This window comes from Pseudomonas sp. UBA1879 (genome assembly GCF_002338065.1).
Lineage (GTDB): Bacteria > Pseudomonadota > Gammaproteobacteria > Pseudomonadales > Pseudomonadaceae > Aquipseudomonas.
Genome location: NZ_DDHJ01000021.1, coordinates 13,790 through 25,830 on the forward strand (window position 1 = coordinate 13,790; position 12,041 = coordinate 25,830).

At 59.9% G+C, this 12,041-nt stretch carries 12 protein-coding genes and 1 pseudogene; 7 read left to right on the top strand and 6 right to left on the bottom strand.

Annotated features, from left to right (window positions below):
- Positions 1-174: 174 nt before the first annotated feature.
- On the top strand, positions 175-1,257 hold the full coding sequence (gene gcvT / locus B3N48_RS23340) for a glycine cleavage system aminomethyltransferase GcvT (RefSeq protein ID WP_296187726.1): 1,083 nt from the start codon (positions 175-177) through the stop codon (positions 1,255-1,257).
- Positions 1,258-1,325: 68 nt separating this feature from the next.
- The gene (gene gcvH, locus B3N48_RS23345; RefSeq protein WP_296187727.1) at positions 1,326-1,709 is read left to right on the top strand and encodes a glycine cleavage system protein GcvH; all 384 of its coding nucleotides are present in this window, start codon (positions 1,326-1,328) and stop codon (positions 1,707-1,709) included.
- A gap of 109 nt (positions 1,710-1,818) precedes the next feature.
- Here gcvH and B3N48_RS23350 read toward each other — a convergent pair whose 3' ends face one another.
- From B3N48_RS23350 to B3N48_RS23360, 3 genes are all read right to left on the bottom strand, one after another.
- A complete protein-coding gene (locus B3N48_RS23350; protein WP_296187729.1) occupies positions 1,819-2,136 on the bottom strand; it encodes a DUF2388 domain-containing protein in 318 nt (105 codons plus the stop codon).
- Between the two features lie 110 nt (positions 2,137-2,246).
- Positions 2,247-2,702: an NfeD family protein gene (locus B3N48_RS23355; protein WP_296187731.1), complete on the bottom strand. Its 456-nt coding sequence runs from the start codon at positions 2,700-2,702 to the stop codon at positions 2,247-2,249.
- 3 nt (positions 2,703-2,705) lie between these two features.
- Positions 2,706-3,659, bottom strand: a complete 954-nt coding sequence (locus tag B3N48_RS23360; protein WP_296187733.1) for an SPFH domain-containing protein — start codon at positions 3,657-3,659, stop codon at positions 2,706-2,708.
- Between the two features lie 263 nt (positions 3,660-3,922).
- Here B3N48_RS23360 and B3N48_RS23365 point away from each other — a divergent pair, with 263 nt between their 5' ends.
- The 3 genes and pseudogenes from B3N48_RS23365 to B3N48_RS23375 all read left to right on the top strand — a co-directional run bounded on the left by B3N48_RS23365 (position 3,923) and on the right by B3N48_RS23375 (position 5,757).
- Positions 3,923-4,693 carry a glucose 1-dehydrogenase gene (locus B3N48_RS23365; RefSeq protein ID WP_414704278.1) on the top strand — a complete coding sequence of 257 codons (771 nt, stop codon included), beginning with the start codon at positions 3,923-3,925 and terminating at the stop codon, positions 4,691-4,693.
- Positions 4,694-4,707: 14 nt separating this feature from the next.
- Positions 4,708-5,112: pseudogene (locus tag B3N48_RS23370) on the top strand (alcohol dehydrogenase catalytic domain-containing protein); the annotation flags it as partial.
- Positions 5,098-5,757 (top strand): zinc-binding dehydrogenase, encoded by a 660-nt coding sequence (locus tag B3N48_RS23375; protein WP_296188047.1) that lies wholly within the window; start codon positions 5,098-5,100, stop codon positions 5,755-5,757. The pseudogene B3N48_RS23370 and the gene B3N48_RS23375, both read left to right, overlap by 15 nt.
- Positions 5,758-6,306: 549 nt before the next feature.
- On the opposite strand, the gene B3N48_RS23380 is transcribed toward B3N48_RS23375, so the two are convergent.
- Both B3N48_RS23380 and B3N48_RS23385 read right to left on the bottom strand, forming a co-directional pair.
- Entirely contained in the window at positions 6,307-8,091 is a 1,785-nt protein-coding gene (locus tag B3N48_RS23380; RefSeq protein WP_296187735.1) for a GspE/PulE family protein, read from the bottom strand.
- 112 nt (positions 8,092-8,203) lie between these two features.
- Entirely contained in the window at positions 8,204-8,551 is a 348-nt protein-coding gene (locus B3N48_RS23385; protein WP_296187736.1) for a hypothetical protein, read from the bottom strand.
- Positions 8,552-8,705: 154 nt separating this feature from the next.
- Between B3N48_RS23385 and B3N48_RS23390 the strand changes: the two genes are divergently transcribed.
- The gene (locus tag B3N48_RS23390) at positions 8,706-9,176 is read left to right on the top strand and encodes an Lrp/AsnC family transcriptional regulator (RefSeq protein ID WP_296187737.1); all 471 of its coding nucleotides are present in this window, start codon (positions 8,706-8,708) and stop codon (positions 9,174-9,176) included.
- Between the two features lie 126 nt (positions 9,177-9,302).
- On the opposite strand, the gene B3N48_RS23395 is transcribed toward B3N48_RS23390, so the two are convergent.
- A complete protein-coding gene (locus B3N48_RS23395; protein ID WP_296187738.1) occupies positions 9,303-10,670 on the bottom strand; it encodes an inorganic triphosphatase in 1,368 nt (455 codons plus the stop codon).
- A gap of 183 nt (positions 10,671-10,853) precedes the next feature.
- Between B3N48_RS23395 and argE the strand changes: the two genes are divergently transcribed.
- On the top strand, positions 10,854-12,002 hold the full coding sequence (gene argE, locus B3N48_RS23400; protein ID WP_296187739.1) for an acetylornithine deacetylase: 1,149 nt from the start codon (positions 10,854-10,856) through the stop codon (positions 12,000-12,002).
- Positions 12,003-12,041: the final 39 nt, after the last annotated feature.

Here is a 12,041-nt window from a genome sequence, read left to right on the forward strand (position 1 = left end):
GAGCGAAGGCAATACAAGGCAAAAACAGGCGAAAAACGGCCGGGGTCGCGTTCGACTCTGGCTTTTCTAAACGAGCATTTTCCGCCTGTTTTTTACGCAGCAGTGTGCGAGTAACGCCGAAGGTGCCCAGCCCGCAGTAGTTCTTACATCCCCTTGGCCCGGAAGGAGACATCCATGGGAAAGCGCACACCGCTCTTCGACCTGCACCTCGCCCTAGGCGCGAAGCTGGTCGATTTTGGTGGTTGGGATATGCCGTTGCACTACGGATCACAGGTCGAAGAGCACCATCAGGTGCGCCGTGACTGCGGGATTTTCGACGTGTCGCACATGCACGTCATTGACGTCAGTGGCGGTCAGGCCAAGCCCTGGCTCCAGCACCTGCTGGCCAACGACGTTGGCCGATTGAAGGAAGTCGGCAGCGCGCTCTACAGCGCCATGCTCGACGCCCAAGGCGGGATCGTCGATGACATGATCGTCTACCTCACCCATGCGGGTTATCGACTGGTGGTCAACGCTGCCACCGGCGCCAAAGACCTGGCCTGGATGAACGCTCATCTTTCCGGTTTCGATGTGCACCTGACACACCGTTCCGAGTTGGCCATGCTTGCCATCCAAGGGCCCCGTGCCCGGCAGAAGATCGCCGAGCTCGTCACTCAAATCCGCACCGAGCTGATCCATACCCTGCGGCCGTTCGAAGGTCAGCAGGAAGGTGACTGGTTCATAGCACGTACCGGCTACACCGGTGAGGACGGTCTGGAAATCATCCTGCCTAGCGAGCAGGCGTGTAGCTTCTTCAATGACATGGTCGGCGCTGGTATTTCGCCTATCGGCCTTGGGGCTCGCGACACACTGCGTCTGGAAGCGGGCATGAACCTGTACGGCCAGGAAATCGATGAACAGGTATCACCGTTGATCTCTAACATGGCCTGGACAGTTGCATGGACCCCCGAGGACCGTGATTTCATCGGTCGCGCTGCTCTTGAAGCCGAACGTGCGCAAGGCGCCGCCTCCAAGCTTGTAGGACTGGTCCTTGAGGAGCGCGGCGTTTTGCGCGCGCATCAAGTCGTCCGAATAGCGGAAGTTGGCGAAGGAGAGATCACCAGTGGTAGTTTCTCTCCTACGCTAAGCAAGTCGATTGCCCTGGCCCGCGTTCCATGCGCGACGGCTGACCGAGCCGAAGTGGAAATTCGCGGCAAGTGGTACCCGGTTCGCGTGGTTCAGCCGACTTTCGTGCGCCATGGAAAGACATTGGTTTGAACCTGATTTCGAGAACACTCCCTTGGCGGGTTTTCCGCTGACCTGATGATGTAGAGAGGACAAAAATTATGAGTAACGTACCCGCCGAACTGCGTTTTGCTGAAAGCCATGAGTGGGCCAAGCAAGAAGGTGATCTGATCGTCGTCGGTATTTCCGACCATGCGCAGGAAGCGCTGGGTGACGTGGTGTTCGTCGAGCTGCCGGAAATCGGCAAGGTCTTCGCCGCTGGTGACGCTGCGGGCGTGGTGGAGTCTGTGAAGGCTGCTTCCGACATTTACTCCCCGGTTGCCGGTGAAGTGGTCGAAGTGAATGAAGCGCTGGGTGATGCACCAGAGTCGCTGAACTCCGACTCTTATGGCGCCTGGATCTTCAAGGTCAAGCCGAGCGACGCTAAAGGCGACCTGGCCAAATTGCTGGATGCGGCGGGTTACAAGGCCGCCATCGGCGAGTAAGCCGCCGGTGGAATACGTGTAAGAGCGCGCTTGCTCACGACGGCGGTGTTTCAGCAACGAATCGTTTTCTGACTCACGGCCATCGCTGGCAAGCGCGCTTCTACACGTCTTACTGCTCAGCCACCAGATTCTTCGCCAGAATCGCGTTGGCCAGATCCATGTCCGACGCATTCAGGCTTGGATTGTCTTTGCGCACTTGATCCAGAGCTGCTTCCAGGTACGGACCCCGAATGGCGCCGTTGCTGGCGACGAAGCTACCGGCATCGTCTTGAGCGGCGACGATCAGTTTGTGATGCCGAAAGGTCAGGTAGGTCGAACCCGTGGTGGCGCCTGACGACAGAACGTCGCGCAGGAAGCCGTCAGCCATTGCTGAACCGACCGGGAGGGAAAGCAACGCTAACGTGGCTACAGCAAGTTTTAGACGCATGACGGGTCACTCCGACTTTGGTTGTTCTGAAACGATTTGATACGCCGCGTCCCTTTCTAGTTCCATACCCGCCTCAAACCTTATCCGGCAAACGCCCGTAACTAGCCCTCTCAGTGCGCGTCCACTTGTTCCACGTTCAAGATTGCCCCGTCCTGCCCAATTACCCGCACGTGATCACCCGCAGGCGTGTCAGGCCCGACCACCATCCATACCCCGTCACCGACCTTGATCTTGCCGCGACCGCTGATGATGGCGTCGTGCACCACGAATGTCCGGCCGATCAGCTCCGATCCGCGCATGTTCAAGCCTGGCTGATCAGACTGGCGCAACACGCTGCGCTGACGTCGCCACCAGTACAGCGCCGTCAGCACAGACAGCACGGCGAACAGCAGGAACTGCACTTCCCAGTGCATGGCCGGAATGATGTAAGTCAGGATGCCGACGCCCGCCGCCGCTACGCCGATCCACAGCAGGTAACCCCCGGCGCCGAAGACTTCCAGAATCAGCAGCACGGTGCCCAGCCCCAGCCAGTCCCAGAACGAAAGGTCTTGCAGGTAATCCCACATGGCTCAGACCCGCTTGCCGGCGTCGGGCCTGCTCTTGTCGAGCGGCCCCTTGTCGAACGTCGCTTTGACGATTTCGCCGATGCCACCGATGGCACCGATCATTTGGCTGGCCTCCAGCGGCATCAGAATGACCTTGCTGTTATTGGCCGATGACAGCTTGCCCAAAGCGTCGATGTACTTTTGCGCCACAAAATAATTGATGGCCTGCACGTCACCGGCCGCAATGGCTTCGGACACCACCTGCGTCGCGCGGGCTTCAGCCTCTGCCTGACGCTCTCGGGCTTCGGACTCCAGAAACGCGGCCTGACGCTCGCCTTCCGCTTCCAGGATCTGCGCCTGTTTCTTGCCTTCGGCGGTCAGGATGGCGGAGGCACGCAGGCCTTCGGCTTCGAGAATCTGTGCGCGTTTGATCCGCTCGGCCTTCATTTGCCCCGACATGGCTGCCATCAGGTCGGCGGGCGGGCTGATGTCCTTGATCTCGATCCGGGTGATCTTGATGCCCCACGGCGCTGTCGCTTCATCAACGATACGCAGCAGCCGTTCGTTGATGCCGTCGCGCTGGCTGAGCATGGCGTCCAGCTCCATCGAGCCCAGCACGGTGCGGATGTTGGTCTGCAGCAGATTGCGAATCGCGTGCTGCAGGTTGTTGACCTCATACGCCGCCTGCGCGCAGTTCACCACTTGGTAGAAGCAAACGGCGTCGATCTGCACGGTGGCGTTGTCCGAAGTGATGACTTCCTGTGGTGGAATGTCGAGCACGGTCTCCATCATGTTGATCTTGTGCCCGATGCGGTCCATCACTGGCACGATGATGTTCAGGCCTGGCTTCAAGGTGTTGGTATAGCGACCGAAACGCTCGACGGTCCACTGATACCCCTGCGGCACCACTTTGAAGCCCATGAACACGATGGCGATGGCCAGCGCGACAAACAGTAAAACCACACTACCGATTTGCATAACCTGTCCCTGTCGATTGCGATTGCTGAGTAGAGGATCCGGCGAAGAGTAAGGGGATCATAATCCGTCCTGCGAATATTTCTTGTAACAGCCCCTTCTGCGGCGGCAGTGTGCACGTTAAGCAAGCAGCACGCTGAAGAATAGCTCCCGACTCGCGTCGAAGGCGCTGCGTTGGGGTCTGGGCCTGTTCTGGCAACCTTGCCACTGCGCAGTCACTGCCGGGAGGGAGTGAACCCATATTGACTCAACACAAGGAGAGCATCATGGCTGTTCTGGAAAGCTTCCGCCTCGACGGAAGAGTGGCGCTGATCACCGGCTCCAGCGCAGGTATCGGCTTGGCCATCGCAAAGGGCCTGGCGGAGGCGGGTGCACAGGTCGTGCTGAACGGGCGAAACCCCGACACCCTGCAGGCGGCTTCTGCGGCACTGGCCGCGCAAGGGCACAACGTCCACATTCAAGCGTTCGACGTGACTGACAGCGCGGCGGTGAACCAAGCAGTTTCTGCCATTGAAACGCGCATCGGCCCGCTGGAAATATTGGTCAACAACGCAGGCATTCAGCGCCGTGCGCCGTTGGCCGAGTTTAGCGAAGCGAACTGGAGCGAGCTGATGCGGACCAATCTGGACAGCGCGTTTTTCGTCGGTCAAGCCGTTGCACGCTGCATGATTCCTCGCGGACGCGGGCGCATCATCAACATTTGCTCGGTGCAGAGCGAGTTGGGTAGGCCCAACATCGCTCCCTACGCTGCCAGTAAGGGCGCACTCAAGATGTTGACCAAGGGCATGGCCATCGATTGGGGCCCGCACGGGCTGAACGTCAACGGCATCGGGCCGGGGTATTTCAAGACTGACCTGAACGCGGCGCTGGTCGCCAACCCCGAATTCAGCGACTGGCTGGTGCAGCGCACGCCGAGTCGACGCTGGGGTGAAGTCTCCGAACTGGCGGGGGCTGCGGTGTTCCTGGCCTCCGATGCCTCGAGCTTCGTCAACGGCCACATTCTTTACGTCGACGGCGCCATCACGGCGTCGTTGTGATTGGGAGAGCTTCCATGCAAGCCATTGTCTGCCACGCCCCGAAAGACCTGCGCATCGAAGCCGAGGAGCAGCCGCCTGCGCTGACGCCTGGCCAATTGCGCGTACGGGTTGCACGCGGCGGGATCTGCGGTTCGGATCTGCATTACTACCAGCACGGCGGGTTCGGTGCGGTTCGGCTGAAAGAACCGATGGTGTTGGGCCATGAGATTTCTGCGGTCATCTAAGAAGTGGGCGACGTGCAGAGCGGCTTCAGCGTCGGTCAGCGCGTGTCGGTCTCGCCGTCCCGGCCCTGCGGTGGCTGCAAATACTGTCATGAAGGTCTGCCCAATCATTGCCTGAACATGCGCTTCTACGGGAGCGCGATGCCGTTTCCGCACATTCAGGGCGCATTTCGCGAAATCCTGGTGATCGAGAGCAGCCAGGCGCATCTGTTGGCACCCTCCACGACCTTGGCCGAAGGCGCACTGGCCGAGCCGCTGTCGGTGGGGCTTCACGCAATACAACGAGCAGGCGGCGTGTTCGGCAAGCGTGTGCTGGTGACTGGCTGCGGACCGATCGGCAACCTGTTGATCGGCAGTCTGCAAGCAGCCGGTGCGCTACAGATCGTGGCAGCTGACCTCAGCGACAGCGCGTTGGCCTGCGCGCGGCGAATGGGCGCCAGCGAGACGCACAATCTGAAAGACGAGCCCGAAGCGCTGGCGCGATACACCGCTGATAAGGGCTATTTCGATGTGATGTTCGAGGCTTCAGGCAGCGCTCAGGCATTGCGCGACGGCCTGACCTGTATGCGGCCTCGGGGAGTGGTAGTAACGGTCGGCCTGGGGGGTGATGTGTCGATTCCGTTGAATCTGGTGGTTGGAAAGGAAATCGACCTGCGCGGCACCTTTCGCTTTCACCCAGAGTTTGCACAGGCTGTGGAGCTGTTGAACCGCAAAGTGATCGACGTGAATCCCGTGATCTCACACACCGTTCCCGTTCACCAAGCCGTGCAGGCGTTTGAATTGGCGGGTGATAAACAGCAGGCGATGAAAGTGGTGCTGGATTTCGGGGTGAAGGACGTTTAACGGGCTGTCTGTAGGAGCGCCCTTGCCGGCGATCGCGTTGTGTCAGGCGATCAACTCGTTCCTGACCCACCCTCTTCGCCAGCAAGCCGGCTCCCACGGCCTTCGGCCAGAATCAAAAGCCTCAGACGTCGGCTTGACACAAATCGTCGTAGGAGCCGCCGGAGGCACGACGGCAGCAAAACCCTGACACCTCGATCATCCAGGCAAACCGCTTCCAGGCTGGCCTTAGCGGAGTGTCAGCCGATGCAGCGCCGACCGACCCACCGCTTCGCTGCCGTCGTCCCTCCGGCGTCTCCCACAGGGACTGCAGTGTGTCAGCCACAGACGGAGAAGCTCATACGTCCTCCAGGCAATCCAAGCAGTCGATCGCTGGCATTTGACACACCGAACCCTGTGGGAGACGCCGGAGGCACGACGGCAGCGATCTGGCGCGCAGCGGCAGCAAAACCTGTGCATGCGGTGGATCTGACATGGCCGAGGTGCCAGATTTTGTTGCCGCTTCGCAGCAGATCGTGGGTAAGCGCACCTACAGGGGACGTAGCGTCTGTTTCAGCGCTGTTCGCTCTGCGGTGTGACTCGCAGCACTTCTTCAATGGTCGTCAATCCGGCTGCCACTTTTTGCGCACCTGACAGACGCAGGCTGCGCATCCCGTCCTTGAAGCCCTGCCGACGCAGTGCTGTGAGGTCCAGGTCTGCGGTGATCAGGGTCTTGACGGCGTCGGACATCAGCATGATTTCGTACACGCCAGCCCGCCCGCGATACCCCGTATCGCGACATTCAGCGCAGCCTACCGCCCGATGCGCCCCTGTGGGCACCCCCGCTTGCCAAGGCCGTGTGAGCGTCTGCCAATCCACCTCATCGATGTCCACCGGCGCCTTGCAGTGCGGACACAGCGTACGCACCAGACGCTGCGCCATGACGCCCAGGATCGTGGCCTTGAGCAGATAATGCGGTACGCCCAGCTCCAGCAGACGACTGATGGCGCTTGGCGCGTCGTTGGTGTGCAGGGTCGACAGCACCAAGTGACCGGTGAGTGCTGCCTGAATCGCCATTTCAGCCGTTTCCAGGTCGCGAATCTCGCCGATCATGATGATGTCCGGGTCTTGCCGCATCAGCGCCCTGACACCGCTGGCGAAGGACAAATCGATATTGTGCTGAACCTGCATCTGGTTGAACGCGGGCTCGACCATCTCGATCGGGTCTTCGATGGTGCAGAGATTCACCTCTGAAGTCGCGAGTTTCTTCAGCGTCGTATACAGGGTGGTGGTCTTGCCGGAACCGGTCGGCCCCGTAACCAGAATGATGCCGTTAGGCTGATGGGTCATGCCCTCCCAGCGGCGCAGGTCATCACCGGAAAAGCCAAGTTGGTCGAAGTCCTTGAGCAGCACTTCCGGGTCGAAAATCCGCATCACCATCTTCTCGCCGAACGCCGTCGGCAAGGTCGAGAGGCGCAATTCCACTTCGCCGCCATCCGGGGTTTTGGTCTTGACCCGTCCGTCCTGAGGTTTGCGTTTTTCGGCCACGTTCATCCGCCCCAGGCTTTTCAGGCGGCTGGTGACGGCCATCGTCACCTGTGGCGGGAATTGATAGACGTTGTGCAGCACGCCATCGATGCGGAAACGCACGGTCCCGGCTTCGCGACGAGGCTCGATGTGAATATCGCTGGCACGCTGTTGATAGGCGTACTGGAACAGCCAGTCGACGATATTGACGATGTGCGCGTCGTTGGCGTCGGGCTCCTGATCACTGGCGCCGAGCTTGAGCAATTGTTCGAAGTTGCCCAGATTGCTCACTTTTTGATCGGTTGCGCTGGCACCACTGACCGACTTCGCCAAGCGGTAAAACTCGACAGCCAATTTCTGCACATCGACCGGGTTGGCGACCACGCGCTTGATCGGCATTTTCAGTACGTGCATCAGGTCGGCTTCCCACGCCCTGACGTATGGCTGGGCGCTGGCGATGGTCACGCACTCCCGATCAACGGCAACGGCGAGAATCTTGTGGCGCTGGGCGAAGGCGTAGGACATCAGGGGGGTGACGGCGGCCACGTTGATCTTCAGCGGATCGATGCGCAGATACGGCTGACCTGCCTGTTCGGCAAGCCAGGCAGTGAGGGTTTCAAGATCCAGCTTTTTGCCGGGCCGTTTGTGGTTCTCGAACTGCTGTGTCGCGATGAATTCAAGGGGGTGGGTTTGCAGGTTCTGCGCGGTTCGGCGCAAGGTCAGTGCGTATTCGGCATTGTCCTGATCGAGATAACCCTGCGCGACGAGATCGCGCAGGACTTCATTGAGATCCAGCCAGCGGTCCTGGGACGAGGGGGCAAGGACGGACATGCGGGCTCCTTTGGACGAGACGGCTCACTTCGTAGGTAAGCAAGAGTAGTCCCAAGCGTGCCAGTTGTTGCGTCCTGCAGGTAGTGAAGCGTTGCCAATATTTTCGGCACGCTCAACCGACAGCGAGAGAGACGGGCTCGGATAGGACGTGTAAATCGCCCACCGGTTCCAGCTCGACTGTACAAACGTTGATCAAATTGCGCATTTTTTCGCCAATCACCTGCGCGCGATGCCACGTCATACCCTCGACTTCAGCCTCGATCATCAGCATGCCGTCCTGCTGCGAAACGCTGACCCGCTGGGGAATCAGGTATTGCATGGCGAAGTAATTCAGCACCCGACACAGCAGGTCTGGCTCGGCTTCGGCAAGGATCTGGTAACGAGAGCGACAGTGCGCGTTGTGGGCGGACCAGGCGTCGTGACGATGCGGTGCAGCAGGAACGGCTTCAAGGTGCGGCATGCTGAACTCTCCTGTTTTCGTCCAGGGGCACGGACGGGTTGTTTGAATGGAGAAGAGTTTCACACGCACCAACGGAAATTTCTGGTCTATGATTGGCTGTATCAAGCCGTTTTCGACTTGTTAATGCACAATGACTTTCTATCGAGAATAACTTATGCAAATTGAGCTGGACGGGTATGACCGCAAGATCTTGGCGCTGTTGCAGGAGGACTCCTCGCTGTCCAGTGCGCAGATTGCAGAGGCGGTCGGACTTTCACAGTCACCGTGCTGGCGCAGGATCCAGCGGCTCAAGGACGAAGGTGTGATCCGGCGTCAGGTGACGCTGCTGGATCGGAAGAAAATCGGACTCAACACGCAGATTTTTGCCGAGGTGAAACTCAACGCCCACGGCCGCTCAAACTTCACGGAATTCACCGAAGCGATTCGCGGGTTTCCAGAAGTGTTGGAATGTTACGTGCTGATGGGATCGGTGGACTTTCTGCTGCGCATCGTCACGCCTGACATCGAGGCGTATGAGCGGTTTTTCTTCGAAAAACTGTCGCTGGTGCCGGGGATACAGGAAGTGAACTCGACAGTGGCCTTGTCGGAAATTAAATCGACGACGAGTTTGCCAATTGCGAGATAGGTCGGGTTGCGCACGAACTGTGGGAGCCGGCTTGCTGGCGAAAACGTCGGGTCAGCCACAGCTGGATTGACTGATAGAACGCATTCGCCAGCAAGCCGGCTCCCACATAGAGAATTGCGGTGTTGCTTAGATCTTCAACAACGTCTTCCACGCCCGGCTTTGCAGCACGGTGATGGTCTGCTGCATACGGGCATCGAGGATTTCGTCGCTGATGTCCAGATGCGCCAGTTGCTCCAACTTGTTCAACTCGCCGTACAAGCGATCCAGCTCCGGCAACTCGAGGGTCTGGCGGGCATAGTGCAGCCAGACCTGAATGCGCTCGATACGCGGCAATTGCTCGGCCAGATCTTCCGGCTGCTGCTGATAACGCGCCAGGTTCAACGCGTTGGCTTCATCGCCGAGGAAGCGCGGCACCCAACTGCTCAACATCGCGTGCCCCTGACGATTGCCCCGGTTGTTGCGCTCAACGGTCCAGCTGCGCTCCATCAGCCAACGGGAAGTCGTCAGCGAGAACAGGCCCCAGCGCGGGTCCTCCAGCTCTTCGATGAACTGCTCATGGGCCGCTGCGCGCACGTCGGCGTCTTCCTGACCCGCCTGAACCAGCGTGCGCCAGTCTTCGAGCAGGGCGTCCAGCGCCGCACGCAGGTCGTGGGTGCTGGCGCGTGGCGCGGCCTGGCCCAGGCTGCCGGTCAATGCACGCAATTCAGCGAGGACTTCAACCCATTCCTGCAACAGGCTCCAGTGACCATTGAAACGGTACTGCTCGGCCAGACGCTGACTGCTGCCCAACAGATACCAGGCCAGCGCGGCGTAGGCGTCGTCCACAGATGTTTCAGCCTGCAGCGTCGGCAGTGGCAATTTGACCGAGTAGCTGCCGGCATCGAACAGACGATAGCCGCGCTCGGCCTTGCTGATGTCACACGGCATCAGCGCCAGTTTTTCAGCCAGTTCAGCAGCCAACTCCAACAATGCGGCGGGCTCGCCTTCGCGCAGCTCCAGTTCCAGCTCGCAGATTTCTTCCTTCTGCTTGCCAACGATGACATTGCCCAAGTCCAGCGCTGCTTCGATCACGACCTTGGATTTGCCACGGCCCCAGGCGATTTCAGCTTTTTCACGCACGAAATCGGTGGTGAACAACGGCTTGATGGTTTTCTTGTCCAGATCAGCCAACTGCTCGGGCCAGCATTCGCCGTCGAGTTTTTTCAGGTCCAGCTTGGCCTTCGGCAGATCCCAGTTGTACTCGTTGCGCTCGGACAGACCCGCCACGCTCTGGCCACGGGTCTTCAGCGTCTGGATGATCGCGTCGCCATCACGGCGCAGACGCAGGGCCACTTTGGCATGCGCCAGCTCGCGTTCGGGTGTGTCGAAATATTGATTGAACAGCTCCAGCCGCTCCCAGCCACTTTTGTTGCGCTTTTTCAGCAGCGGGTGCTCGCGCAGGGCAGTCAGGGTTTCGCGGCTGACGCGGAGTTTGATTTCGGTTTCTTTCTGCATGGCCGGGAATCCAGGCGCGCTATCGCGGATAGGCGCTCATTCTCTTGGAACAAGGGGACGCAGCCGGAATCGACACAGCTGCGCGGGTCGTGCAGTGTACAGGACATCACCCGAGACAGTTTATTCCTGCTGTCCAATCACCCTATGATGGTCCGCGCGTCGTACCTGCACAGAGGATTGCCTATGCCGTTACCGTCCATGAAAGACCAGTTTGCGGCCTTGATCGCAGCGCCTTCGGTGAGCTGCACGCAGCCTGCGCTGGATCAGTCCAACCGCGCGGTCATCGACCTGTTGGCCACCTGGCTGGGCGACCTCGGATTCGCCTGTGACATTCAGCAGGTCAGCCCCGGCAAGTTCAATCTGCTCGCAACTTTCGGCACCGGCCCTGGCGGGCTTGTGTTGTCGGGTCACAGCGACACCGTTCCCTATGACGATGCGCTGTGGCAGACCGATCCGCTGAAACTGACAGAGGTCGACGGCAGTTGGGTAGGACTCGGCAGTTGCGACATGAAAGGCTTTTTCGCGCTAGCCATCGAGGCGCTGCAACCGCTTCTCGATCAACCGTTCAAACAACCGCTGATCATCCTCGCCACCTGTGATGAAGAAAGCTCCATGGCAGGCGCTAAAGCCCTTGCAGCGGCGGGCGGCGTGTTGGGGTGTGCGGCGGTGATCGGCGAGCCTACGGGCCTCAAGCCGATCCGCCTGCACAAAGGCGTCATGATGGAGCGCATCGACATTCTCGGTCGTAGCGGCCATTCCTCGGACCCTAGCCTGGGTCACAGCGCCCTTGAGGCGATGCACGACACCATCGGCGCCCTCAAAGGATTGCGCCAGCAGTGGCAGGCTCAGTTCAACAATCCGCAGTTCAGCGTGCCTCAACCGACCCTGAACTTCGGGTGCATCCACGGCGGGGACAACCCCAACCGCATTTGCGGTCAGTGTTCGCTGGAGTTCGACCTCCGCCCACTGCCCGGCATGGACCCGGAAATGCTGCGCGCAGCGATTCGTCAGAAGCTGCAACCGCTGGCGGAGCTGCATCAAGTGAGGATCGATTACGCGCCGTTGTTCTCGGAGTGCGCGCCGTTCGAGCAGAGTGCCGATGCGGAACTGGTGCGGGTGGCCGAGCGTCTGACCGGGCATACGGCCGAAGCAGTGGCATTTGGTACCGAAGCGCCTTATCTTCAGCGCCTTGGCTGCGAGACGATCGTGCTGGGGCCGGGCGACATTGCCTGCGCCCACCAGCCGGGCGAGTATCTCGAAATGTCACGTTTGCAGCCTACAGTGCGTCTATTGCGCCAGTTGATCGAACATTACTGCCTGACGCCCGCGTAAGTCGGCGTCAGCCCCAGACCCATCCAGAAGGAGAGTACG